Source organism: Limnoglobus roseus (assembly GCF_008254045.1).
Lineage (GTDB): Bacteria > Planctomycetota > Planctomycetia > Gemmatales > Gemmataceae > Limnoglobus > Limnoglobus roseus.
On record NZ_CP042425.1, the window covers coordinates 754,106 to 779,206 of the forward strand.

Annotated in this window: 22 protein-coding genes; 7 read left to right on the plus strand and 15 right to left on the minus strand. The window is 66.7% G+C overall.

The features are described from left to right. Positions 1 to 40: 40 nt before the first annotated feature. Positions 41 to 1,120, minus strand: coding sequence for a formylglycine-generating enzyme family protein (locus PX52LOC_RS02955; protein ID WP_168218778.1), 1,080 nt, complete (start codon positions 1,118 to 1,120; stop codon positions 41 to 43). Positions 1,121 to 1,205: 85 nt separating this feature from the next. Next, a complete protein-coding gene (locus PX52LOC_RS02960; RefSeq protein ID WP_168218779.1) occupies positions 1,206 to 2,237 on the minus strand; it encodes a 1-aminocyclopropane-1-carboxylate deaminase/D-cysteine desulfhydrase in 1,032 nt (343 codons plus the stop codon). On the opposite strand from PX52LOC_RS02960, the gene sthA reads away from it, so the two are divergent. Next, a complete protein-coding gene (gene sthA / locus PX52LOC_RS02965; protein ID WP_246173637.1) occupies positions 2,236 to 3,717 on the plus strand; it encodes a Si-specific NAD(P)(+) transhydrogenase in 1,482 nt (493 codons plus the stop codon). The genes PX52LOC_RS02960 and sthA overlap by 2 nt on opposite strands. A gap of 49 nt (positions 3,718 to 3,766) precedes the next feature. On the opposite strand, the gene PX52LOC_RS02970 is transcribed toward sthA, so the two are convergent. After that, the gene (locus tag PX52LOC_RS02970) at positions 3,767 to 4,804 is read right to left on the minus strand and encodes a gluzincin family metallopeptidase (RefSeq protein ID WP_149108687.1); all 1,038 of its coding nucleotides are present in this window, start codon (positions 4,802 to 4,804) and stop codon (positions 3,767 to 3,769) included. Positions 4,805 to 5,074: 270 nt separating this feature from the next. Here PX52LOC_RS02970 and PX52LOC_RS02975 point away from each other — a divergent pair, with 270 nt between their 5' ends. Beyond that, entirely contained in the window at positions 5,075 to 5,503 is a 429-nt protein-coding gene (locus PX52LOC_RS02975) for an HAD family hydrolase (protein WP_149108688.1), read from the plus strand. Positions 5,504 to 5,558: 55 nt separating this feature from the next. Continuing rightward, positions 5,559 to 6,062 carry a nucleoside 2-deoxyribosyltransferase domain-containing protein gene (locus tag PX52LOC_RS02980; protein ID WP_168218780.1) on the plus strand — a complete coding sequence of 168 codons (504 nt, stop codon included), beginning with the start codon at positions 5,559 to 5,561 and terminating at the stop codon, positions 6,060 to 6,062. Positions 6,063 to 6,122: 60 nt separating this feature from the next. On the opposite strand, the gene PX52LOC_RS02985 is transcribed toward PX52LOC_RS02980, so the two are convergent. From PX52LOC_RS02985 to PX52LOC_RS03015, 7 genes are read right to left on the minus strand one after another with little or no spacing between them, the layout of a single operon-like run. Continuing rightward, on the minus strand, positions 6,123 to 7,040 hold the full coding sequence (locus PX52LOC_RS02985) for a bestrophin family protein (RefSeq protein ID WP_149108690.1): 918 nt from the start codon (positions 7,038 to 7,040) through the stop codon (positions 6,123 to 6,125). After that, positions 7,037 to 7,882 carry a carbonic anhydrase gene (locus PX52LOC_RS02990; RefSeq protein ID WP_149108691.1) on the minus strand — a complete coding sequence of 282 codons (846 nt, stop codon included), beginning with the start codon at positions 7,880 to 7,882 and terminating at the stop codon, positions 7,037 to 7,039. The genes PX52LOC_RS02985 and PX52LOC_RS02990 overlap by 4 nt, the downstream gene beginning before the upstream one ends. Positions 7,883 to 7,890: 8 nt before the next feature. Then, complete coding sequence (gene scpB, locus PX52LOC_RS02995; RefSeq protein WP_149108692.1) at positions 7,891 to 8,583, minus strand: SMC-Scp complex subunit ScpB; 693 nt, start codon at positions 8,581 to 8,583, stop codon at positions 7,891 to 7,893. Between the two features lie 4 nt (positions 8,584 to 8,587). Then, positions 8,588 to 8,983: a hypothetical protein gene (locus PX52LOC_RS03000; protein WP_149108693.1), complete on the minus strand. Its 396-nt coding sequence runs from the start codon at positions 8,981 to 8,983 to the stop codon at positions 8,588 to 8,590. Between the two features lie 10 nt (positions 8,984 to 8,993). Further along, complete coding sequence (locus PX52LOC_RS03005; protein ID WP_149108694.1) at positions 8,994 to 9,605, minus strand: Maf family protein; 612 nt, start codon at positions 9,603 to 9,605, stop codon at positions 8,994 to 8,996. Then, positions 9,575 to 10,618, minus strand: coding sequence for a glycosyltransferase family 9 protein (locus PX52LOC_RS03010; protein WP_149108695.1), 1,044 nt, complete (start codon positions 10,616 to 10,618; stop codon positions 9,575 to 9,577). Before PX52LOC_RS03010 ends, PX52LOC_RS03005 begins: the two co-directional genes overlap by 31 nt. Positions 10,619 to 10,645: 27 nt before the next feature. Next, the gene (locus PX52LOC_RS03015) at positions 10,646 to 11,980 is read right to left on the minus strand and encodes an MFS transporter (protein ID WP_149108696.1); all 1,335 of its coding nucleotides are present in this window, start codon (positions 11,978 to 11,980) and stop codon (positions 10,646 to 10,648) included. 246 nt (positions 11,981 to 12,226) lie between these two features. Here PX52LOC_RS03015 and PX52LOC_RS03020 point away from each other — a divergent pair, with 246 nt between their 5' ends. The 4 genes from PX52LOC_RS03020 to PX52LOC_RS03035 all read left to right on the plus strand — a co-directional run bounded on the left by PX52LOC_RS03020 (position 12,227) and on the right by PX52LOC_RS03035 (position 17,552). Continuing rightward, positions 12,227 to 13,321: an alpha/beta hydrolase family protein gene (locus PX52LOC_RS03020; protein ID WP_149108697.1), complete on the plus strand. Its 1,095-nt coding sequence runs from the start codon at positions 12,227 to 12,229 to the stop codon at positions 13,319 to 13,321. A 164-nt stretch (positions 13,322 to 13,485) separates the two neighbouring features. Further along, entirely contained in the window at positions 13,486 to 16,149 is a 2,664-nt protein-coding gene (locus PX52LOC_RS03025) for a caspase family protein (protein ID WP_149108698.1), read from the plus strand. A 119-nt stretch (positions 16,150 to 16,268) separates the two neighbouring features. Further along, entirely contained in the window at positions 16,269 to 16,709 is a 441-nt protein-coding gene (locus tag PX52LOC_RS03030; RefSeq protein WP_149108699.1) for a DUF7832 domain-containing protein, read from the plus strand. Positions 16,710 to 16,724: 15 nt separating this feature from the next. Beyond that, complete coding sequence (locus PX52LOC_RS03035; protein WP_149108700.1) at positions 16,725 to 17,552, plus strand: SIR2 family NAD-dependent protein deacylase; 828 nt, start codon at positions 16,725 to 16,727, stop codon at positions 17,550 to 17,552. Positions 17,553 to 17,566: 14 nt separating this feature from the next. On the opposite strand, the gene PX52LOC_RS03040 is transcribed toward PX52LOC_RS03035, so the two are convergent. The 5 genes from PX52LOC_RS03040 to PX52LOC_RS03060 are packed head-to-tail and all read right to left on the minus strand — an operon-like array spanning position 17,567 to position 25,042. Then, positions 17,567 to 18,730, minus strand: coding sequence for an ADP-ribosylglycohydrolase family protein (locus PX52LOC_RS03040; RefSeq protein ID WP_218575273.1), 1,164 nt, complete (start codon positions 18,728 to 18,730; stop codon positions 17,567 to 17,569). Continuing rightward, positions 18,727 to 20,319 carry a WD40 repeat domain-containing protein gene (locus PX52LOC_RS03045; protein ID WP_149108701.1) on the minus strand — a complete coding sequence of 531 codons (1,593 nt, stop codon included), beginning with the start codon at positions 20,317 to 20,319 and terminating at the stop codon, positions 18,727 to 18,729. Before PX52LOC_RS03045 ends, PX52LOC_RS03040 begins: the two co-directional genes overlap by 4 nt. A 5-nt stretch (positions 20,320 to 20,324) precedes the next feature. Next, complete coding sequence (locus PX52LOC_RS03050) at positions 20,325 to 21,611, minus strand: glycosyltransferase family 87 protein (protein WP_149108702.1); 1,287 nt, start codon at positions 21,609 to 21,611, stop codon at positions 20,325 to 20,327. A gap of 39 nt (positions 21,612 to 21,650) precedes the next feature. Further along, positions 21,651 to 24,128, minus strand: coding sequence for a ComEC/Rec2 family competence protein (locus PX52LOC_RS03055; RefSeq protein WP_149108703.1), 2,478 nt, complete (start codon positions 24,126 to 24,128; stop codon positions 21,651 to 21,653). Next, positions 24,125 to 25,042 (minus strand): hypothetical protein, encoded by a 918-nt coding sequence (locus tag PX52LOC_RS03060; RefSeq protein ID WP_149108704.1) that lies wholly within the window; start codon positions 25,040 to 25,042, stop codon positions 24,125 to 24,127. The genes PX52LOC_RS03055 and PX52LOC_RS03060 overlap by 4 nt, the downstream gene beginning before the upstream one ends. Positions 25,043 to 25,101 lie beyond the last annotated feature (59 nt).

Below are 25,101 nucleotides of genomic sequence, written 5' to 3' on the forward strand. Positions count from 1 at the left end.
CGGACGGGCGGCGGTCAGCAAGAACGAGCTAGCCCGGTGGTCAGTTCGCCGCCGGGATCATCACGATGCGGAAGCCGACGGTGTTGTACGCCCCGGACGCCGCCCGGCCTTCGCCGATGGAAGTGCTGCGGCAACTGTTGCTCACGGCGTACCACGACCCGCCGCGGATTTCGTTGACCGTCTTCCCCTTCTCGGCGCCGTTCGTGGCCACGATCGTAGAGTCGCACCAGTTCCAGAGATTGCCGGCCATGTCGTAGCAGCCGTAGCCGCTCTTGCCCGCCTCGTAGCTGCCGACCGGCGTGGTGTTGCCACCCGTTTCGCCGAGGCTGGTGAACAGATCGGTGTAGATGAAACCGGTGTACGTGCCGTGGCTCACCCACCCGCGGACCGACCCGTTCGCGCCGATGGAAAGTGTGGTCGCCCGGCCGGAGTTGTCGTACCCGGCGATCTGATCGACGGTCGTCTTGATGCCGAAGTATTTGGACTTGTTGTTGTTGTACGTCACCGCCTTCTTCGGCTCGTCCTTCAGGTACTTGGCAACGGTGACGCCGTTGAAGTTGAACTTGGAAGTCAGTTTGCCGTCGGCGTAAACGACGTCCGACGAGTTGCCCCACGGGTACAGGAAGCCCTTTGGCCCGCGGGCGGCCTTCTCCCACTGATCGGCCGTCGGAATCGCCACCTTCCACCCGGTCTTCTTGCCCACCCACGCGGCGTACTCCTTGGCCTTGGCGAGCGAAACGTAGGCGACCGGGTGGTTCGCTTTGCCCTCGGGGTAGGTTCCGCCGTGCCAGTACGAGGGCGTGCCGCGGGTGCCGGTGTCGTCGAGGAAGGCCTTGTACTCGGCGTTCGTCACGGAGAACTTGCCGATGCAATAGCCGTCCAGATTCACCTTCTTGGCCGAATTGCCGGTGCCAGCGGTGAACTCCCCGGCGGGCACGTAGACCATCCCGTCGGGGACTGCGATCGTCTTCCCGCCGTCGGTGACGGGCGTCGTTTGCGTCGAGGCGGGGTGGGGGATGTCGTTACCGTTCGCGGCCTTCGCAACCGGCTTGAGGGGATCGGCGGCGAGCAATCGCGTGCCGGCGAGAACGAGCAGCACCGAGAACAAAAGGGCTTTCATCGAAGGACCCACCCCAGGAGGAAGACCGATCCTGTCCCTGGTAAACGGGATTCGGAGCCTCCGGAGACGCGCGCTCACCAAATCGTCACGTCGGGGGCAAGACCTCGGCCGGGTTCGCGAAGATGGCCGGCACGCCGCCGGTGTGCAGGAACACCACGACATCGCCCTTCGCGTACTTCCTCGCCCGCACGTCGGCGATCAGGCCGGCGAGGGCCTTCGCAGAATAGACCGGGTCGGTCAGAATCGCTTCCGTCGTCGCCAGCAGTCGCATCGCTTCCTGCCCCGCGAGGGACGGTAGGCCGTAGCCGGGGGCGATGAAGTTCTCATCCGCGTCGATGTCGGCGGCGGTCAGTCGGTGCGGAAGGTTCAGCATCGCCGCGGCGTCGTTGGCGTCGTTGGCCAACGCGGTCGGGATGTGCCACGGCCAGTGCATCGGACAAATCAGCCGCACCGGGCAAGTCAGGCCGAGCAGTTTCGCACCAAGGGCCACGCCCGCTCCGGTCGCGCCAGACGAGGAAACGTAGATCGCGGCCGGTTCCAGGTTTTGTTCCGCGAGTTGCTGCACGACTTCCGCGACGCAGACGACGTAACTGATCGCCGCGAGCGGCACGACGCGCGGCCGGTGCCAGAAGTACGGCCGCCGCCCGCCCGCCCGAAACTCCGCGGCCTTCGCCGCGAGCAAGGCGTCGAGTTCCGGGCCGATCTTCGCGTCCGTGAATTCGACCTTCGCCCCGACGAGGTAGTCGAGCAGCAAGTTCCCCTGCGGTTCGGTCGAATAGTGCCCGCGGCTCAGGTAGAGCCGGCATTCGAGGCCGAGCTTCGCGCAGCCGGCGGCCGTCTGACGGCAGTTGTTCGACTGCACGCCCGCTCCCCACACGACCATGTCGCAGCCCTGATCGAGCGCGTCCCCGAGGAGGAATTCGTTGTGCCGGGCCTTGTTCCCGCCGAGCAGGAGGCCGGTACAGTCGTCACGCTTAAGAAAGACGCGGGCATCGCCAATCGCCCCGGCGAACCGCGGGGCTTCTTCCAGTGGCGTCGGCAGGTGGGCCAACTTGGCCCGCGGCAGGCGGTCGATGACGGCGAGAAGTTCTGTCGGTGTGAAAGTTGCGTGCGGCATGGGGGCTATCGTAGGGTGGCGGTGGGGCTTTGCGAAGGCACTCCTCCACCAGAACGAGTTCTCGGAGTGCGTGGACATGCCGGACGGCGAATCGTTCGACCTGATCGTGATCGGGGCCGGCCCCGGCGGCGAGATGGGGGCGTTGCGAACCGCCATCCTCGGCAAGCGGGTGGCCGTCGTCGAGAAGGAGGCCGAACCCGGCGGGGCGTCCGTCAACACCGGCACCGTGCCGAGCAAGACGCTGCGCGAAACGGCCCTCGCCCTGTCCGGCCTGCGGTCCCGCGATCTGTACGGCGTGGACCTGTCGATCCGCCGCGGGGCGACCGTGGACGACTTCCTTCACCACGAGCGTCAGGTCCGACAGAGCGAACACAGCCGTATCCGGGGCTTGTTCGAAAAGTTCGGCGTGACGGTCTTCCACGGCCGCGGCGAGTTCGCCGACCCGCACACCGTGACCGTCCATCAACCGGACGGGACCACACGCACCCTCCACGGCGAGAACATCCTGATCGCCACCGGCAGCGTGCCGATCCGGCCGGCGGAAATCCCGTTCGACCACAACCGCATCCACGACTCGGACGAACTGCTGAACATTCACGAACTGCCGCGGTCGATCGCCGTCATCGGGGCGGGGGTCATCGGGTGCGAGTACGCCTGCATGTTCGCGGCCCTCGGCGTGGAGACGTACCTGATCGACGGCCGAGAAAAGCTCCTCCCGCAACTGGACGCCGAGATTTCGGCGTCTCTTGCGAAGGCCATGCGAGCACTCGGTGTGCAGTTAGTCCTGGGTCGGGCGGTGGAACGATTCCCCCCGCCGAGCGACGGTGACATCGAACTGACACTCTCGGGCGGCACACCGGTTCACGTTCACCACGTTCTCTTCTGCGCCGGGCGGATGTGCCGGACACCGGACCTAAAGCCGGAGTTGGCAGGGGTGCAACTCGCGGAGAAGAACCGCGTGCCGGTGAACGAGCACTTCCAGACGAACGTGCCGCACATTTACGCCGTCGGCGACGTGATCGGCTTTCCGGCGCTCGCGTCCACGAGCGCCGAGCAGGGTCGGGCGGCCGCCATCCACATGTTCGACAACCGTCACCCGGAGTACGCCGTGGCCCAGGTGCTGCCAGCCGGCATCTACACGATTCCGGAACTGAGTTGTGCCGGGGCGACGGAAGACGAGTTGAAGGCGAAGGGCGTGGAGTATGCCGTCGGCCGGGCCGAGTACGCCGAGGTGGCCCGCGGCAAGATTATCGGCGACGGAAGCGGCTTCCTGAAGTTGCTCTTCGACAAGCAGACCCGCAAACTGCTCGGCGTCCACGTCATCGGCGAGCACGCCACCGAGGTCGTTCACATTGGCGTGATGGCGATGATGACCGAGGCGGGCGTGGACCTGTTCCTGCGAACGTGCTTCAACTACCCGACGCTCGGCGAACTGTACAAACTCGCGGCGCTGCGGGCTGACTTCTTCGGTTTGTCGTAGTGCTCAGGGGTCAGGATTTGTGATCTCCTGACCCTTGGCTCCTGACTTTCTACCGACGCGGCGTGTGCTCCGGCGGCAGCAGCAGTGCGATCGGCGGGGGCTGATCGTTGTTGCGATTGGCCGGCTTCGCTTCGAGTTGGCGGGGCCGTTCGTCGCGGTCCGGGGCCACACCGCGAACGACGGCCGGGGCTTCCAGTTTCGGCACCGCCGACAGGCCGCTCATGCGGACTTCCGACGAACTGGAGCGGCTCGCGAGGGCCGTCGTGCCGCCGGTCGGCGTGTTAGTCTTCGCCTTCGCGACCCGTTGCGGCGGCGTGCGGAGCGATTCGATCCACTTCTCTTCCAGGTCGTCCACGCTCTCGAAGCCGTAGCTGTCGTGGACGGCGGCCTCCCAGTTCTTACTGTTCATCCCGGCCCGCACGAACTTGAGGAACTTCGCCCGCCCGCCGTGTTGGTTGATGAGGTAGTCGCAGATCGAATAGCCCTGGGCGTAGACGACGATCATGTCCTTCGGATAGGTCATCATCCCGAGCAGCATCCGCAGGCGGATGCCCCGACCGCTGTTCAACAGTTCGCGGCAGCGGATGTCGTGCGTGAAGCACTCGTTCTCGTTCTCGCTCAGTACGCTGCCGCCCTCGTCGGCCCACCGCGGCACGGCCTGTCCAAAGTAGTAGGCCAGCACCGTGTGTGTGACCTCGTGGGGGAGGACCGATTCCAACAATTGTTTCTGTTCGCCGAAGATATGCATCTGTTGCGACAGCACCGCCGGGCGGCCGTTGCCGTTGCTGCCGAAGGTGAAGGTCGTCGCGCCGCCGGTGTCCTTCATCCGAATCTCGACCTTCAGCGGGCACCGCTGACCCCAGTTCGGCATCTCCTCGCCGAGCCATTCGCGGGCCTTCTCGCGGCGGAAGTGTTCCGCCATGTCGCCGAACTTCTCGGCCATCTCGCGGTTCGGCGCGGTGGTGCGGAAGTTGGTGGTTTTATAAGAGCCGTCGCGGTCGAATTCGCCTTCGCCGGCGAACGCAAGTTGCGAGGAGAGAAGCAAAGCGGTAAACGCGAACAGACCGACCAGCCGACGCAGTGTCATTCCCTTGACCTCCGTGCGGAACCAGCAATAAGTTGTGCGAGCAGTCTAGGTGCAAAAGAAGTTTAACCGCAAGCCCGATGCCGGGTGCAGAATGTGCGATTGAGGCTCCGGAAAAGTGGCCGGCTAAGGTGCGATGAGGCAGGTGTTTCCGACGATTGCCGGACGTACGGCTCGGTTCGATGGCGACGATTTCTTGTGGCAACTTTTACAATTCCGCGGGCGAGTTGACCGAGGTGTAAAAATTACGGTGGGAAACGGCGGGACATGGGTATGAAGCGAATCGCGTTCGACCTCGATGAAACGCTCGGCGTGCCGCTCATCAGCGGTTCACTCATCGTAGGTTGGCAATTGCGGCCGGGATGTCCCGAATTGCTCGACCGCCTCAAGGCACAGGCCACACTCCTGCTTTGGTCTGTTAGCCCACGCCGGTACGTGGAAAAGGCACTCACCTTCGGCCTGCGACCTTGGTTCGCGGAGTCGTATTCCTGGGACGAACTGCCCATCCCGTGGAAGGACGTGCGGCAACTTCGAGCGGACTTTCTGATCGACGACAGCCCCCATCACCGCACGGCCGCAGAAGGCGTCGGCCTCGGATCGGCGTACATCGTCGTCCCCGCCTACGGGAGTCCGGAAGACATCGCCGATCCGTTCGCATGGGCGGCACTTGTTGAGGCGACGGTGCTGTCATCCGACAGGTGAACCCGCCGTACCAAGCCAATCTCTATTCACCATGTCTCCTACTACGAACCTGCCAATGCATGATCTTCGCACTCCCCCGCTCATCCAACCGATCTCCGGTCCGCTCATTTTTCTCGCCGGTCCCATTCAAGGGGCACCGGACTGGCAGAGCGAAGCCGTGCGCTGGTTCGCGGAAAACGCGCCCGGGGTAACGATCGCGTCGCCACGGCGGGCGTACCGGCCCGGCGAATTCGACTACGCGGCTCAGGTCGATTGGGAGACGCACCACCTTCGGGCGGCCGCCGAAGACGGCGTCATTCTCTTCTGGCTCGCGAAGGAAGTCGTACCCACGCCCGGCCGGGCCTACGCGCAGACGAGCCGATTCGAGTTGGCGGAGTGGAAGGTTCGGCACGAACGCGACGGGACCAAACTCGTCGTCGGCATCGAACCCGGGTTCAGTGGCGAGCGGTACATCTGCCATCGATTCGGCCAGGATTGCCCGGCGGTGCCGTTGTGCGGGACACTCGCCGAGACGTGCCGGACCGCTCATGAATTGCTCAAGGCGAGCCGAGCACCGTAAGGTGCCGGGTGAGTGGCAATGATACTCAGCCGGCACCTTACGGTGCTCGGCTCGCCAATGTCACACCTTCGGCACGGCCATCGTGCTGAGGGCCGTGTCACCGAGGTCGAGGTCGCCGAGGAGTTGCTCGGTCGCCTTGCGGATCGTTTCGCAGAAGCGGGTCAGGTCCAGGTCGTCACCGTCCTTGCCGAACGGTTCCTCCACATCCTCGGCCGTCATCTCGATGCCGAGCAGGAAGTACGCCAGCAGTGCCACCAGGATGACGCCCATGTACCCGTACTGGTCGGCCATGAACCACGGGGCGGACATCAAATAGAGGATCGTGCCGTGTCGCAGGAGCGCCCGGTACGACAGCGGCACCGGCGACGAGCGGATGCGCTCGCACGCGCCGCTGACGTCCATGAGCGCCTTCGCGTGCGGGTCGATGATGAGAGCGTTGATCTCGCTCAGTCGGCCGCCGGCCTGCCACCCACGGATTCGCTCGTAAATCCACGCGGCGAACTGCAACGGGACGTGCGGTGGGTTCGCCCGCTCGGTGGCGAAGCCGGGCACCTCGTACAGCGGGCGGCCGCCGCGGAGGTGGTTCCGTAGCGACACGGCGAACCCGACGACGAGGCGGCCGAACGCCTGCAACTCGGCCGCGGGTACGCCCGTCGTCAGCGCCTTCACCTTCACGCACAGGTTGCGGGTGTCGTTGATGAGTTGGCCCCAGAGCTTGCGGGCCTCCCACCAGCGGTCGTACGCTTGCAGGTTGCGAAACCCGAGCAGCACACCGAGCAGGATGCCGTTCACCACCGAGATGTCGCCGATCCACTTCGGCAGCACCACGTCCGTCTGACTCGTCGCGAACTTCACGATCAGCGAGTACGCGATGACCAGCACGACGGCCGCGTCCAGCCGCCGCCACACCGGCAGCGGCGGCCAGATTTGCGCGAACCACGATGCGTGGTCCTTCAGCGGCAGGTCCTTCGATTTCACGACTCCGTCCTCAACAGCCGCCGGATCATACCGCTGCCGGCGATCAGCACGCCGAGCTTGTCGAAGCCGTCACTGTCGGTCGGCGGGCTCGCGAGTCGGACGGTAATGTCGTTCTCGTCTTCGAGCGATAGCTTGACGCGGCGGGTGGCCAGGTTGTACACGCCGTAGGCCACGTCGAGTTGCGGCCCGATCTTTTCGCGGAACTCCTGCCGCACGGTCGCGGCCGTCATGGCGGCGTTCATCACGACCGACGTTTCGAGCAACGCCGTGGCGTAGCCGGGGATTTCTTCCACGTCTTGCGAGTAGACCTGTTCGAGCGCCCGGTGGGCCGACCGCACGGCGACCATGATCCGCTCGATGACCGCCCGCAGCGGGTGGCTGGTGGCGAAGTCGAGGTACGTGTGCGGGTCCATGAACGCCTTCACCGCCGCCGTCACCGCCCCGCACCCGCTGTGCCCGAGGACGACGAGCATCCGCAGGCTCTCGCCGAGGTTCGTCACCGCGTAGTCGATGCTGCCGAGGCACTCGGCCCCGAGGACGTTGCCGGCCACGCGGACGACGAACAGGTCGTTGGCCGCCTGGCCGAAGATGAGTTCGATCGGCACGCGGGCGTCGGCACACCCGAGGACGACGGCGAACGGCTTCTGGATCGGTGGCGACCCGTCGGCCCGGGCCAAGCCGAGGGCCTGGGCGTTCAACGTGATGATCCGGGCCGGGGACGACGCCGACAGGCCGGCGAATTCGCGGTTGCCGTCCTCCAACCGCTTGCGGGCGGCGGCGGCCGACCGCGGGCTGCGGCCGCCGGGAGCGTCAGGGTCGAAGCGGTAGATCAGTTCGAACATGGATGCTCCTAAAGTTGCTGGGCGTCCCCGAGGCGGGGCAGGTCGTCCAGCGAGGTCAGGTTGAAGACTTCGAGGAAGCGGTTGGTCGTGCCGTACTTCACGTCGGGGTGGTCGGCGTCGCCCCGCTGCGCAACGGCCATCAGGCCGAGGCGAACGAGTTGCCGGAGGGTGGACCCCGAGTCGAGGCCGCGGATCGTGTCGATCTCGGCCTTGTCGATCGGTTGGCGGTACGCGACCACGGAGAGCACATCGAGTGCCGGCTGCGAAAGTCGTGCCTCGCGGGGGCCGCCGAAGAGTTTCTCACGCATGCCGCGGTACGCCGGCTTCACCGCCAGCACGTACCCGCCGTCTCGCGGTTGAACCGAGTACGGGCGGTTCTGACTGCGGTACTTCTTGTTCAACTCCGCGACCGATTGGTGCAGAACGTCGACCGGCACGCGGAGGGCCACGGCGAACTTCTCGGCCGTCAGCGGCGGTCCACCGGCGAAGAGCATCGCCTCGGCGATCTTGTCCGCCGACGGAAGGCTGGCCACCGCCGGCGCTCGCGACGGGCGGGGCGGTGGTGGCGGTTCGGGGGTCGGCGGGGGGGCGACCGGTTCCGCGGCTTCCAGCACGTCCAAATCGCCGTCGAGGGCCCACGTCGGGGCCGTCAACGGGTTCGTGGGTGGCGGGTCGGACGATGGCGGAATCGTCTCGGGCATCGGCTCACTCGTGCGGGAGGAAGAAGATGCCGGTGACGAACGTGCCGGCCCAGAGGGCACAGAACATCCAGCCGAGGGCGAGGTGGAGGCGGCGGAACCGTCGCGTGCCGGTGAACAGCATCACGGGCAGGAAAACCGCGGACGGGATCGAGAAACAAAGGTGGATGCGGAGCGCCTGTTTTGCGTCCTCGGTGAACTGCGAGGTCACGTCGTGGCCGAGGCGGAGCAGCAGTTCGAAGCCGAACACGGTCGTCATCGTCAGGAGGAAGAACACCCAGTTGATCCGGCCGTGCAGCCGCTTGCGGTCGGCCGCGAGCGCGACCAGCGACCCGACGAACAGCACCGTCACGGCGGCGACGAGGACTTTGAGCGTGAGGATGATCTGCGGGCCGGTGAGCATGCGTTCTTTCTTATGGCTTCGTCGCCGCGGCGTGCATCGCCTTCGCCCATTCCAGGGCCGTCGCGAGCGATTCCATCGGCAGGCCGATGACGTTGCTGGTGCTGCCCTCGATCACCTTCAAGTACGGATCGACCGGCATCTCGATCGAATACGCCCCGGACGAGCCGACCCACTTATCGGTCTTCAGGTAGGCGTCGAGTTCCTCGTCGGTCAGCGCCTTCATCTCGACGAGGCTGCGTTCCTGCCAGCAGATTTGGAAGTCGCCGGGCCGAACCCACAGGCAGACGCCGGTCCAGAGTTCGTGGACGCGGCCGGAGAGCCAGGTGAGGATGCGTCGCGCGTCGGCCGCATCGTCCGGCTTGCCGACGACTTTGCCGTCGAGCCAGCCGACGGTGTCACCGGCGAGGACCACTCCGTCGGCGACGGTCCTCGCGACGGCGGCGGCCTTCAGCCACGCGAGTTCGCCGACGTAGTGCCGCACGTCGCCGAGGCGGGCTTCCGTCGGTTCGTCAATGTTGGCCGGCTGAACCTCGTACTGATAGCCGTGGAGTTTCATCAACTCGCGTCGGCCGAGCGATCCGCTGGCGAGGATCAGGCGGAATGGGAGATTCGGCGTTGCCATGTCGTCAGCACCTCGGCCAGCGGCGGCCACAGTTTCTCCGGCGTTAGGTCGGCGAAGCAGACCATCCCGTTCGGGCACTTCTTCAGATAGCTGCCCGCACACGGTACGCCAGTTTCGACGGCGGTGTTCGCGGACGAGTACGGGCCGTGCAACTTCACCTGCGTGCAAGTGTACGGGGCGACGCACGGTCGGCCCAGCGCGGCCGCGAGGTGCAGCGGGCCGGTGTCGTTGCCGACCATCACGTCGGCGGCGGCGAACACGGCCGCCAGTTTCGGCAGGCTCGTCTTCCCGGTGAAGTCCCGGACCGGTCCCCGGAGTTGCGAAGCGATCTCGGCCGACAGAGCGTTGTCCTCGGCCGCGCCGACGAGGAGCACCGTACCGCCGAACTCGCGTTGAGCCTTCGTCAGCAGCGTCGCGAAGTGGGCGGGCGGCCAGCGTTTTGTCACCCACTTCGCCCCGGCGGCGACGGCCAGCCACGGCCGCGGCAGGGTGGCGAGTTCCCGGTGAACCGCGTCCACTTCACTCTCGCGGAGTGGCACGATGAACCGTTTCGCCGACCGACAGCCGAGCAATTCCGCGATCCGCCAGTAGCGATCGACCGCGTGAATCCGATCCGCGTCCGGCACTTCCACCGCGTGCGTGTAGAACCGCGCGGCCCCTTCTCGCGCGTTCGCGAAGCCGACCTTCACCGGCGACCCCGTGGCCGCGCACATCAGGCCGGTTCGCAGCAGTCCTTGCAGGTCGATGACGAGGTCGAACCGCTCACGCCGCAGGCGGTTCACGAAGCCGAGCGAGTACCGCACGGCCGAACCGAGTTTGCGGAAGGCCGCACGATCGAAGGCGAGTGTCGCGTTCAAGTGCGGGTGGCCGACGAGCAGTGGCTCGAAGCCGCGGTTCACGACCCAGGTGATGTGCGCGTCCGGGAATCGCTCGCGGAGGGCCGTCAGCACCGGCAGGGCGTGAACGATGTCGCCGAGGGCGCTCGGTTTGATAATCGCGATCCGTCGCGGCATCTGGGGTCAGGGGTCAGGGGTCAGGGGTCAGGCAACCGGGGGCGGAGCCAGGACTTCTGGTTCCTGATTCCTGGTTCCGGACTCCTTTCGGAGCACCGTCGGCAATAGCAACAGTACGCACACCAGCGCGGCCATTGCCACAAGATACGGCAGCGTGCGGGTCGAGTGCAACTCGAACACGAACACGCCGACGAACGGCCCCAGGATACGGCCGAGCGACGCGGCCGATTGGTTCACGCCGATGACCTCACCCTGCCGGTGCGGGTCGGCCCGCTTCGACACCATCGCCGACACCGACGGGTTCACAAACGCGAAGCCGGTCACGGCCAGGGCCATCGCCAGGTAGAACAGCGTCAGCACCGCCTTCTTGTCCGGTTGCGTCGCCGTGAACCACGCGACCACTCCGATCAGGCCGAGGCCGAGGAACATCAGGGCAATGCCGAAGACGATCATCGGCCCTTCCTTCCACCGGCCTACCAACGGGCGGTAGAGGCCGCCCTGCGCCACCATCAGGATGAACCCGACGGCCGCGAAGACCAGGAAGTTTTGCTCGTCGTTGTAGTCGAACGCGGCACTCGTCAGCAGGGCGAGCGTCGCCTCGAAGTTCGCGAAGCCGAAGATCGCCAAGAAGTAGATCAGCACCAGCGGGCCGATGCTCGGCATCTTGATGACGTCCAGCGTGCGACTGATGCTGAAGAACGATCGCGGCTCGTGCTGTTGGCCGGGAATGCGCGTCTCCGGCAGCCACGCGAACGCCAGCCCGGCGGCGACGAGGGAGAGGATCGACGCGATGGCCCCGACGCCCCACTTCTGGTCTTCGAAGGCTTTCAAGCCGGCGTAGGCGATGAGTGGGCCGAACGTGAACCCGATGCCGAACGCGGCCCCGATGAGAGCCATCCCCTTCGCCCGCTTCTCTCTCGTCGTGCAGTCGGCGATGACGGCGGCGGCCGCCCCGATGTTCGCCCCGGCAATCCCCGCCCCGATGCGGGAGAGGAACATCAGCGCGAGGGCCAACTGCCAGTCGGTTGTCGGCAAGGACGAGGCGAACGCGAACAGGGCGTAGAACACGGCCGACCCGATGAGGCCGATCAGCAGCACCGGCCGCCGGCCGATGCGGTCGGACATGCGGCCCCACATCGGCGAGAAGATGAACTGCATCAGCGAGAAGACCGAGAACAGCGCGCCGATGGTCGCCCCGCGGACCGCCTCGGTTTGGCCGGCCAAGTATTCCTTCGCCAACCGCGGCAGCAGCGGCAGGACGATGCCGAAGCCGAGGAGGTCGATGGCCACGACGAGGGCCGCGATGAACATCGCCTTCCGCGGCGGGCGGGGCAGGTCGGCGGGCGGGGGGGCGTCGGTCATAGGTGTCGCGAGGGCCTGACGGAGTTCGGCGGGTGTCGTCCGACCCGTAACTTACGCACGACGAACCGGGTTCGGCCACCCCGCTTTCCGAGCGACTCTGCCGGCTACGCGGGAAATGCTTCGGGCGCGCGGCCTTCCCCGCCGGACGATTGCTTGTTTTCGCCGCGCCAACGCCATATCATCCAATAACGTTATCACTTTTGTAATCTGCCCTCTTCTAACCTCTGCTCGTCGGGAGTCACGCCGATGCAACGCCGCCTCTTCCTCTCGCAGGCCCTCACCGCCACGGCCGCGACGTACCTCCTGCAGAATGGCTCAACGGCCCGCGCCCAAGACCCGACCGACGAACTCATCGAAACGGCCGACGGTGTGAAGCTGCGGGGTATCTTGTACAAGGCCCAGAACAGCAAGAACGGCTCGTGCGTGATGATCCTCCACGACCCGTTCACCGACCCGACGAAGGGCGACTGGGACGGCCTCGCGAAGACGCTGGCGACCGGCGGCTACCACGTCCTGCGGTTCGACTTCCGCGGCACCGGCAAGAGCAAGGACATCATCCCCGAGAAGTTCTGGAAGGATCAGCTGAACGCCACCCTCCCGGGGGCGTCGAAGGCCACGCCGAAGAAGACGATTGAGGAGAAGGACTACAAGTCGAGGAACGCATACCTCCCCCAACTCGTCTACGACATTTCGGCCGCCCGCAACCACCTCGACAAGCTCAACGACGACGGGCAGGTGAACACGAGTTCCGTGTACATGATCGGGGCCGGCGACGCCGCCACCCTCGGCATGATGTTCCTCACCACCGAGTGGCACCGTGAGCAGAAGAAGCCGATGGGCGTTCTCGGCATTCAAAAGCTGATCGTGAACGCGAACCAAACCATCGCGGCCGGGAGCGCCCCGGCCGGCCGGGACTACGGCGGGTGCGTCTGGCTGTCGCCGAAGCGGATGAACGGCTTCAACAAGAGCACAATTGAGAACTGGGTCGCCAACTACGGCCGCGATGCCAACGGCGACATGCGGAAGGAAACGCCGATGCTCTTTGTCTACGGTGAGAAAGACCCGGCCGGCCTGAGCAACAGCAAGTTCTTCAACGACGAAGTCATGGTCGCCAGCGGGGGGCGGGGAAAGTTGGAGAAACTCGACAACACCTTCCTCCGACCGCGGGCCGGGACCAACTTATCGGGCGTCGGCCTGCTCGGCAAAGACGACACGCTCGGGACCGAGAAGCTGATCCTGGAATTCCTGAACAAGATGGAAGAACTGCGGCGTAAAAAGGTGCGGATTACCCGTGACTACTCCGAGCCGTTGCGGATCAACCTCGCCTCGTTCGGCACGTAATCGATTCACGGAGTCGGCACTTCGAGCGGGGCTTCAGCCCCGCTCTCATCTTTTTCGTGATCCAAGAAAAAGTCCGCCGGATCGGGAGTGCATCTCGCAGCTCCGTGGGCTAAAATGATTTCAATCGTCAGAATTGTTAGATTCGAGAATCAGGGAGTCGGAGAATGACCGCGACCGTGCAGGCCGTGTGCCCAGGATGCCGCAACATTCTTCGCATCCCCATCGAGTGGGCCGACCGGGCCATGAAGTGCAAGAAGTGCGGCATGGTGGTACAGGGCCGCAAACGGTCCGAGACGCCTCCGGCCGCCGCGGCCGCCGAAACCGTGCCACACCAGGCCCTCCCCGCCAAGCCCACGCCCGTTCAACAACCGCCCCAGCCGGCCCGGCCCCCGGTCGCCGCCCAACCCGCCGCCCCGCCGCCGCAGCCCCAGGCCTATCCGCAACCGCAGGCGTACCCTCAACCTCAGCCGTACCCACAAGCCTACCCCCAGCCGTATCCGCAAGCGTACCCACAGCCCCAGCCATACCCCTACGCGGCCCAACCGGGTTATCCTCAGCCGCAAGCCTACCCTCAGCCGCAAGCGTACCCGCAGCCACAGCCATACCCCTACGCGGCCCAACCGGGCTACCCACCGCCGGGCTATCCACAGGCCGCCCCGGTGCCCTACGTACCGTCGCCCGCGGACATGGCGTTCGACACCGAGGAGTCGTCCGCCCCGACACGTTACCGTCGCCGTCGTGGCAACCGCTGGTTCGGCCCCGCCGTGGTGCTGATGCTCTGCGGCGGCCTCGTGGCCGGCGGTATCTACTTCATGAACAAGATCGAGAAGGACCAGGAGAAGCTGGAGCAGCAGGCCAAGAAGCTCAACGACGGCAAGAACCCCAACGCCACGCCCGAGAACAAGGGCGGCTCGGGCCTCACGTCCGATGCGTTCCCCCGGCGGATGCTCTTCGTCCACGTCTCGAAGTACATCTACTTCAACAACCTCACCCCCGGCAGCGGCCTCCGCGGCGAAGACCTGCCCACGAAGATCGCCAAGAAGATCGCCTTCGAGTGGCACATCCCGACCGACAAGGCGACCAACGAACTCTTCGTCCTCAGCGACACTGGCAACGACAAGGACTTCCGCCCGCCGATCAAGGGCGTGCTGGAAAAGGCCGTCGCCGACTTCTGCTCCACTAGCCGCGACCAGGACCGGGTGGTCTTCTATTTCGGCGGGCACGCGGTCGCGATCGACGGCAAGGCGTTCCTCGTGCCGGTCGAGGGGGAACCGGGGGCCGTCGCCACGCTCATCCCGATCGAGGACGTGTTCGCGAAGTTCAAGGACTGCAAGGCCCAGCAGAAGGTGCTCCTTTTGGACGTCTGCCGGTTCAACACTCAGGCCGGAGCGGCGAAACCGGGCAGCCAGCCGATGAGTGAGGAGTTGGACAAACTCCTCCACGCGGCCCCGGAGGGCATCCAAGTGGTGACGAGTTGTTCGGCCGGCGAGAACGCCTTCGAGCAGCAGGGCACCGGCAGCGAGTTTTTGGAAGCCTTCCGCGTGCAGGCCGACCGGTTCAAGGCTACCAAGTCGCCGGCCCCGACGCCGGACCAACCGATTCCCATCGGCCAGTGGGCGGACGCCGTGAAGGCGTACCTGAGCACGAAGCGGGAAAACCGCGCGGTCCAGACGGTCAAGCTCGGCGGGACCGAGTCGCCGAAGGCGGTGGCTTACAACAAGGACGAAGCCCTCGCCGCCCGCTTCGCATGGGCCGAGGTGCCGAAGGGCGTGTCGGCCGACGAGGTCAACAAGGCTCTCCAGGCCGCGACGCTGCCGGGCCTCCGGAAAGACCTGGAAATGCCGACGAGTCTGAGCCAGGTCTACCCGTTCGACGCCGAGGCGATGAAGGCCTACGCCGACGACGGCGTGGCCGACGACCAGATTTTGAAGGACCCGGGCATGTACCCGGTGCGGTTCGCCACCCTGGACGCGCTGAAGACGATCCGCGAGAAGTGGACCTTCGGCGAGAACGGCCTGAAGGAGTCGTTCGAGAGCGGCAGCGTGGACGACCAGGCCAAGAAGGATGCCATCGCCGACCAGATGGGTCCGGCCCTGATCGAACTGGAACTAAAAGAAAAGATGTTGGCCCTGGAGAAAGTATCCGACGCGCTGTCGGCCGAGAAGTCGAAGCGATGGCTGGCCCTATACCAGTACGCGAAGGCCCAGACGCAACTGCGATGGGCGTTCATCGAGGAGTACCGCGGGGCGCTCGGCAAGATTCGCACCGACAGCCTGCCGAAGCCGGAGAAGGGCAAGGCCGCCGGCTACCGCCTGGCGTCGGCCGAGAAGATGAGCAGCAAGAAGGACATCCAGGAGAAGGCCGAGGAAGCACGCGAAACGCTCGGCAAGATGGCCGAGGAACACAAGGGCACGCCGTGGGAAGTGTTGGCGAAGATGAACAAGAGCGTCGCCCTCGGCCTCAAGTGGGAGGTCATTCCCGAAGAGGTGAAGCCGGAGGAAGTGGTGGATGCGAAGCCGGAGATGAAGCCAGACGCAAAGCCAGAAGCGAAGCCGGCGACAGTGGCGGTCAGCTTCCAGAAGGTGCAAGCGGTCCTGCGATCCCACTGTGCCACGTGCCACGGGACGCCGCAAATTCGGGCGATGATCGACGTGCGGACGCTCGAATCGATCATGAAGAAGAAGGGCCTCGTGGTCCCCGGCGACCCGGGGGCGAGCGACCTGTGGGGCGCGATCATGGCCGACACCATGCCCCCGCCCGACAAGCCGAGGTTGAGCGCCGACGAGAAGCAGATGATCAAGGACTGGATCGCCGGCGGGGCGAAGTAACGGCGGGCGAACAGGCGAGCGGGGGCCGTTAGCCCCTAATTCTGGCCTTCGCGGTACAAGAATCAGGGGCTAACGCCCCTCCGCTCGTCAAGGCCGAGCCGCGCGGAAGGAGCGTCGGGATGGCGATCGACCGTGCGGACTGGCACTCCGGGGGAGACTTCTCCGCCGAATTGCCCTCCGAAAACGGTGGCACGCACATCGGCATGTTCCTCGCCTGGCCCATCCTCAACGGACTCCAGGGTGAGTTCCATGATGAAGAATCATCCGAAGATTTGGAGGCGGTGCGCGGCCGAACAATGACCGGCCGCGACTTCCTGTTCCGATCGTGCGACGGCAAGTTCTGGGAAGAAGACCTGAGCGAAGAGGGCAACAAGTTCGCCGCCGCGTACTACTCGGGTGAGGGCGGGCAGGGGTACGGAGAGTACATCAAAGACTACCAGGGAGCGCTGGCACACTCACTCCCGAGCGTTTACCACGTCGAGGACAGTTGGGCCAACTACGACGTGATCGCCCCGGTGATCGACTGGCGGTTTTCGGAGTGGAAAGCCGCGCACGCCTGACTTGGCCACACTTCTATGAATCTTCCCTCCGATCTTGACGCCATCTACCTCGCCGCAGCCGAAGCGATTCACACCGCGGACGCGCTGCTGATCGGGGCGGGCGCGGGCATGGGCGTTGATTCCGGGCTGCCGGACTTCCGTGGGGCGGAGGGGTTCTGGAAGGCGTACCCGCCGTTCCGCGGGCGACAGTTCGCCGACCTCTCCACGCCGCACTGGTTCAGTGCCGACCCCGCCTTGGCGTGGGGCTTCTTCGGCCACCGGCTGAACATGTACCGCGCGGCCACGCCGCACCGCGGCTTCGAGATTCTCCGCCGCTGGGCCGCACGGGTTCCGCTCGGGGCGTTCGTGTTCACGAGCAACGTGGACGGACAGTTCCAGAAGGCCGGCTTCGCCGACGGGCAAATCCTGGAGTGCCACGGCTCGATCCACCACCTCCAGTGCCACCGCAAGTGCGGGCAACCAATCTGGCCGTCAGACGGTGTGCAGGTGGACGTGGATGAGATGACCATCCGCGCCCGGTCGGCGTTTCCGACCTGCCCGGCGTGCGGAGCCATCGCCCGACCGAACATCCTCATGTTCGGCGACTGGGACTGGGATCGCATCCGATCCGCCGATCAGCGTCGCAATTACGAGGACTGGCTCCAACGGGTGGACGGCCGACGGGTCGTGGCAATCGAAATGGGTGCGGGGTTGGCCATCCCTACGGTGCGGGAAGAGTGCGAAGAACAGTCCCAGGTGCTAATTCGCATCAACCCGCGCGAGGCCGAGACGCCGCCGGGCGGGATTGCATTGCCGCTCGGCGCGGCCGAGGCGTTGGGCGAAATCGACGCGCGGTTGGCGTAGCCGCTCCAGGTTGGTCAGTACGGCGGCAGCATCCGCCGGACGATATGGCCAAGGACGACGAGGAAGAAAAGGAAATTACGAAGGAGCCGAGTCGTCACCCGGAGCAGCACCAAAACCGGGTAGGCCAACAGCATCGCAACACACATCAAGAGGAGCAGGACGATCTGAAAAGGCAACCAGAACTTGTAAAACGGGAACATCTGGGGGCCAGGGGTAAAGTCCAGCATCTCTTTCTTCACGATCCGCTCGATCCGCCCCACCGACCACGGCCAATCGCGGTAGCTCGCCAGCCACTCGGCGGGGATGCCGGGTTTGCCGACACGGGTGCCGATCAGGCCACCGGTGATCGCGGCGACCGTGTCGGTGTCGCCGCCGCAGCGGATGACGGCCGGGATCGCGGTCCGGTAGTCGTCGGCGTGGCGGAAGAATGCGAACAGAGCCACCGGGACCGTGTGGTAGATATACCCGCTCACGCCGCGGGTCAGGCCGAGTTTCTCCGCGAAGGCTTCCACTGTGAGCCCCTCCGCGATTCCTTCGACGACTTGCCGAAGCAGCCCCCGAAGTTCGTCCGCCGCCGTGTCGTGAGGCAATAGTTCGTCCAGCCGTGCTGTGAGCACTTCCGCCGACGGTGCCGGGCCATCTCGGGTCGTCGCGGCCACGTTCGCGGCAAGGGCGACGGCCAACGCCCCGTACTCGGCCTTCGGGTCGGTGTGCGTGATCCGGGTCGATGCTCGGACCAACACTTTCAATTCCTCGTCGTTCTCAGCCCACGCCCCAAGAACAGTCGCCCGCATCGCGGGGCCGTTGCCGGCCGAGAAGACGCCGGACTTCGTCGAGGGGAAGCCGAGCCAGAGCTTGACGCACGCCTTCAGTGTTGCCTTGCCGATACCGACCGGCACGCCGAGGAACCACCACCGCAGCCGCCATGCGAGGTCGCGGCGGAAGGCGTTCGCGTAGTCCGGCCGCTCGTCGTACCGGGGCGGCAGGGCCAGCGCCGTCATGCAGGCGTGGTCGGTGTCGTCGGAGCCCATGCCGTAGCCGAAAAAGAACTGCATCCGGTCGTGGCGCGGGTACAGCCGCGGGCCGCGACGGCGGGAGAGTCCTTCCATCGGCAACCCCATCGCGTCGCCGACGGCTTGACCGAGCAGGCAGCCGAGGACGGCGTCTTCGTTCGTCACGGCGTCCGGCTCTTCGCCGCCTCGGCTTCCTGCGTCAGGAACGCCCCCTTCGCGCCGGCCGCGTAGGCTTTCAGCAACTCGGCGGCCGGTTGACCGATCATCTCCAGCGTTTGCACGATGCGGTAGGCCCGCAGGTACTCGCCGTCCAACTTCCGCCGCGACTTGGCGACCGCGTCCAACATCGTGTTGATGGCCTGCACCACCTCCGGCGAGGCGTTGTTCGCGGCCTCCTGCTTCAACTCCGGCTCGACCGTGTCGGCGGCGGCGGTCAGCTTCTTCGTGGCGGTCTGCCGTTCGGCGAAGGCGGGGGCGTCGAGGGCCTTGACCCACTTCGCCACGTCCCCGGCGGCCGGCTTCGCGGTCGGCTTCACTTTCTCTTGAAACAACTTCACCGCCTCCGCCGGGTGGTCGGCCAGTCGGTAGACGGCCCGCATCGCCGTCGGCCCGTCGGCGGAAACGAGGTCGGCCCAGCACGCGGCCGCGTCGAACGCCTTCGGCGGGGTCGGATCGATGGCGGCTTGCAGGTTGTGGACGTGGACGCGAGCATCGAACGCCGTGGCCGCACGGCGGCCGTCGGGCGAGAGGCTCACGGTCTTGCGGGACGGTTTGCCGTCCCGCGGCGGCTGGTACTCGTTCGGCAGCAGGCGGTCGGGCTTGTCGTGCCGGAGGATGGCGAGGGGTTCGTACCGGGCGGCGGCGCAGATCAGGTACGTCGAGCAGTCGAGTTTGGGGTCGATCTCGACGGCGAACAGGCGGCCGTCCGGGGAGAACGTCCGCCGGGCGTCGGTCCAGACGATGTGTCGCAGGGGGACCGTGCGGACCTGAGTCAGAGACCGCGATTCGTACACTTCGAGTGCGGGAATCGGGTTCCGCCGTTGGTCCACCAGGACGACGGATTGGCCGTCCGGCGTCAGGGCGAACGGGTGCGGCCGGACGCCCTCGCGGAGTTCCATCTTGGCCGCGACGTCGTTCTTCGCGAAGTCCCAGACGCGGACCTCGTCCACCTCGTACCCCTCGTAGTACGCCACCCCGAGGCCGCCCGCGAGGGAAACGAGCGGCTGGTCGCGGATGAGCGCCCGCTCGCCCTTGCCGAACGCCGGCGGCATCTGCCCGCCGACCTTCGCCCCCGTGCCGTCGGGGCCGAGGGTGACGAAATGTGCCTGGTGCCCGAGGGCGTACAGGCCGCGGCCGTCCGGCGCGAACTCGACCGGACCGACGTCCTTCAGGGCCGGCGACGCCTTCTCGGTCGCGACTGTCGCGACGGTGTCCTTCGTGCGATCCCAGATTTGCAGCCGCGATCGCTCGGTCGTCACAACCGTCCGTCCGTCCCGGCTGACCGTCAACCCGAACGCCGGGACGGACGTCGACGGAGGGGCTGGCATCGTCGCAAGGGGCACATCATTGCCCTCGCCCCACACTCGCACCGTGCCGTCCTCGTTCAGTACGACGACTTGCCGCGTCGCCGGCACCCACCGCACGGCGACTACCGGGGCGAACTCAGACGTGGCGTACTTGGCCACCACCGGCGCGAGCGGTTCGGCCGCGGACAGGGTGCCGGTGAATAGCAGCAAGAGCACGAGGGTTCGCACGGTGGTTACTCCGAAAGGGGCAGCGTTATTGTCGGAGAAAGGCCGGCCGTGTTAACCCCCCTGCTGCGGGCGAGTTGCCGCAACCCCGCGTCGAGGAGGATCAGAAACATCGCCAGAATCGCAAGCCCGCCGCCGCCGAAGAACCCCCAGTTCACGGCCCCTTGCTCCTTGATCGCGACCGCATCGCCGATCAGGGCCGTGCCGAGCACCCCGATCACCAGGGCCACCAGCGAGCGGGTCATTTCCACCCGGTGCGTGAGGAAGCCGGTCGCCAGCAGCACCATCGGCAGCAGCAAGAACAGGTGCCGGTTCTGCGTCTGCGGACTGAACGCCAACATCGCCACGAGGAGGCCGGTCCATTCGAGCACGTCCAGCCCCGGCGGATCGGTCGGCCGGCGGACGAACAGGCCGAACCCGTGCCGCCGGTAGAGCCGCCGGGCAATGAGCAGGCACCCGGCGGCAACCAGCCCCACGATTGGCACGACTAGTACACGGCCGACGCCGAGGAGTTTGCCGACGCGGGCCGCGCCACTCGGCACCGAGACGCTGTACTCGTACTCCAGCGGGTAGACCAGCCCCGGCTGCCCTTCGACATGAATGCCGAGAAGTTTGCCGAGGCCGGCGGTCGCCCGCAGGAGGTAATCGAGGTTCCGGTCCCACCCCAGCACGAGGGCGGGCAGCACGGCCCACAGCACGGTCGCACCGATGGCCGCGATGGCCGCCGTCCACCGCCGCCGGATGAGCAGCCAGACCACGAACACGATCGGCACATACTTCACGTTCACGGCAAAGCCGAGCAGCACCCCGGCGACGATCGGCCGGCGGTCGAGGGTAACGGCGGCCAGCACGAGCGCCCCCAACAGCAGCCAGTCGCACTGCCCGGTCTCGGCTTCCCGCCGGACCTGTTCGATCCAACACGCGACGGCCGCTCCGAGGGCCGGGGCGAACCCGCCGGGCGGCAGGGCGAATCGCTTTTCCACCAGCCGCCACCACCCGCGGAGGGCGACGACGGTGGTAATGACGGCGAGCGCGTACCAGACCCAGCCCGCCGTGAGGATCGGCAGCCGGGCGAGCGGCGACATCCATGCCGCCAGCATCGGCGGGTAGATGTACATCTCGGCCCCGGCCCGATAGATGTCGGCGTTCGTGTTAACGGCGGTGGCAGCGTCGTAGAACGCGCGGAAGTCGACGTAGGGTTCTTCGGCCAGCCGCCGCGTCATGCGGAAGCTGACCCAACCGAGGACGGCCAGGGCCAGAAATAGGCCGGCCATCCGGTGGTAGCGAGTGGGCATCGCGGTAACCGTGGGAGGGCGGACGGTTGATTTATGACTTCACCGCCCGTGCCGCACCACGATCCGCTCGCCGGTACGGAAGGCTTCGGCGGTCAGGCCGGTCGGGTTGCTGCGGAAGGTGATCGCACCGGCGGTGAAGGTGTCCCACACCGGCACGCCGGCGGCGTCGGCGGGGCGGATTGCGGGGTCGGCCCGATAACCGCGGCTCGCGACCACGAGGCCGGGCGAACTCCACCGCACGAGTTCCGGCGGGAGCGCACTGCGGCTGCCGTGGTGCGGGGCCATCAGCACGTCGCACGCCGCCGGCGGCAGGCCGAGGAGCCGCTGCGCCCCGGACTTTTCCAGATCGCCGGTGAGCAGCATTGAGTGACGGTGGTATGTCACTCGGAGGACGAGGCTGCGCTCGTTCTCCGTGCCGTCCGGCCCCTCGCGCGGCGGGTGGAGGACTTCGAACGCCACGTCGCCGGCCGTGAAGCGGTCGCCGGCCGACGCGACCCGCGTGGGGACGTGCCGCCGCTGCACCGCGTCCAGCACGTCGGCGACTTCGTGCGTCGGCTTCAGCGCGAAGCTCGGCGTCATGGTGACTTGCCCGACCGGGAAACGGCGAAGTAACTCGCCAAGACCGTTGAAGTGGTCGAGGTCGGCGTGCGAGAGGAAGACTTCGTCCACGCGGCTGATGCCACGGTGCCAGAGGTACGGGGCGACGATTCGCCGCACCGCGTCCGGCCCGGCCATCGTGCCAACGTCGTAGAGCAGCACCCGGCCGTCCGGCGTTTCCATCACCGTACACCCGCCGTGGCCGACCGCCAGGAACGTGACGCGGAACTCGTCGCCATTTGTTCGCGGCAGCCCGATCAGGCCGAGGACCGACCACGCGAGCAGCGCGAACGCAATCCGCCGATCGGCGAGCAGCACGAACGCAGCGAGCAAGCCGTAGAACCCGACGACCCAGCCGAGGGCCGGCGTCGGCACGTAGACGCTGCCGCCGGGCAACTCGTCGGCGAACTTCACCAACTCGTCACACAGCGATAGGCACCACCCGGTGACGGAGGCCAGCGGCGGAATCGGCCCGACGATCAGCAGCAGGAAGCCCGCCAGCAGCGCGACGGCCGTGAGCAGCACCAGCGGCGGCCCGACCAGCACGCCGACGGGCGGCACGACGTTCTGCCGGAGCATGACGAGCGGCGCGTTCGTGAGCGTCAGCACCACCGTGATGCCGAAGGCGACGTACAGGATGCGGGCGAGGCCGCGCAGCACCTTCTCCGGCACGGATCGCGTCTCGGCCAGGATCAGTTCCGGCGGCGTCAGCGGCTTCGGGGCGAACCACCGCGTCGCGCCCCAGATGAGGACGAACACCGACACGAAGGAAAGTTGGCAGCCGCTCGTGAACGGGTCGGTCGGGTTCCACATCAAGACGACCAGCCACGCCAGGGCGAAGGTATTCGCGGTCAGCACCGGCCGCCGGAGTAGCAGGCCGCCGCACGCGGCCACGACCATCACGGCCGCCCGCGTGGCCGACGGCCGCAGGCCCGTGAGGACCGCGTACCCCACGACCAAGCCCATCACCAACAGCGTGCCGCGCCGCCGACGGACGCCATAAATCCGCAGCGACCACCAGACGAACCCGGCCAGGATGACGAGGTGCTGCCCGGAGATGGCGAGGACGTGAATGACGCCGGTCCGGGCGAACGCATCCCACTCGGTGCGGTCCATCGCCGAGCCGTCGCCGAGGAGCAGCGCCCGGGCCAAGGCCGCCTCCCGCGGCGGGAACGAGTCGTCGATGCGATTCGTGAAGAAGCTCTGCAACCGCGTGAGCACGGCGAACCGTCGGCCGCCTTCGTCGAGTCGCGTGACGGCGTCCTCGGCCTTCGCCACCCGCAGTTCACCGCGGATGCGCTCGTCGAGCAGGTGCTCGGCATAAGCCCACTCGCCGGGGTTGCCCGGCGGCGACGGCCGCGAGAGTTGCCCCGTCACTTCAACTTCGTCGCCGACGCGGATCGCCTCGAACGCACCGCGGTCGGCGTGGCCGACGATTTGTTCTACGCTCAACCGCAACCGCCCGCTCGCCGGTTGCCAGACGTCCGATTCGTCGCGAACTTCGGTGACGGCGAGAATCGTCACGGCCCGGTCCATCCGCCGCGTCGGGCCGAAGCCGTGGCCCGGCGTGCTGTGGTGAACGACCGGCGTTTCGTCAACGAGGCCGCGCACCCGCACGAGAACCGGGTGCGATTCGACCACCCGGCCGATGTCGTCCGGCGGGAAGCCGTGCCGGTAAGTGTGGTGATGGGCCGCCGCCAGCCCCGCGATGCCCCCCCACAGGCAGAGCGTGGCAAACTCCGCGTTGCGGTTCCGCCCGACGAACCACCCGACTAACCCGGCGACCGCGACGACGAGTTCCGTGGGCAGACTGATTCCGGCGTACCGATCCGCGATCAGCCCGAAACTCGCCGCGAGCGCGACCGGCACGAGCGGCCCGCGGACGAACTCGTGCCACGGCGGTGGTGGGACGGGTGTCATGCTTGCCACCCTGGCAACTGCCGCCGGAGGACGGTCGCGACCCAGGCCAGTTCTTCGACCTGTTCGTACCCGAACACCTTCACCGACACCAGCGGCGTGACGGATCCGTCGACCAAGTGGACCGACAGGGTGACGCACACGTTCAAGTCTCCGACGCCGGCCGTCCCCGATTCCGTCGTGAGCGACGCCGACACATTCCGCACGGCCGCCAGCGGCCACCGCCACACGTCCCGGCGGCCGAGCCGAGCCGACTCGCAGACCAGGTCCAACAACGACACGGTGAGGGTGACGGTGTGCCCGGTGACGACCCGCGACCACGGAAAACGGAAGAGCGGCGGCACGGTCGTGGCGTAGCGGCAGCGGTAGGGCGGCTTCTCCTGGGAAGGCAACTCGCCCCAGCGGACCGCCACGATCGTCAGCGGCACGCCCAACCGCGGCACCAGCCACTCGGCCGCCGCACGCACGGTGGCCAGGTCTTCGTTCTCGGTCAAGCGGACCCGTTCGCCGGTCTTCAACTCGCACGCCAAGTGGTGCGGGAGGCCGGGGTTCGTGTACGGCACGGGCGCATAGAAGTCGAATCGTACGACCGCACCGATGTCGGTCCGAGACAGTGTGCGATCCTGCCCTGGCAGGAAACTCGGCAGGTGGCGGGTGAGTCCGTCGGGCGTCACCGTCAGGGTCGGTCGGTCACGGAGGTAGTCGATGACGGAATACGCGACGAGGGCATAGCCGAGCGACGCGACGACCAGGACGCCGTCGATCCAGAAGCTCTCGCGGTTCGCCACCCACCAGCAAGCCACGAGGGGCAATAGCAGGGCGAATAGGCCCGGCACGGCGGCGCACCCCACGACAGTCGTCTTGAGCGACCGCCGCATCGCGAACGATTGCCCGACTTCGGAACCCGATTCGATCATGACATGACCGCCCCGCGGCGTAATTCGGCATTTCGGGTGCATGATACGAGCTGGCAAGC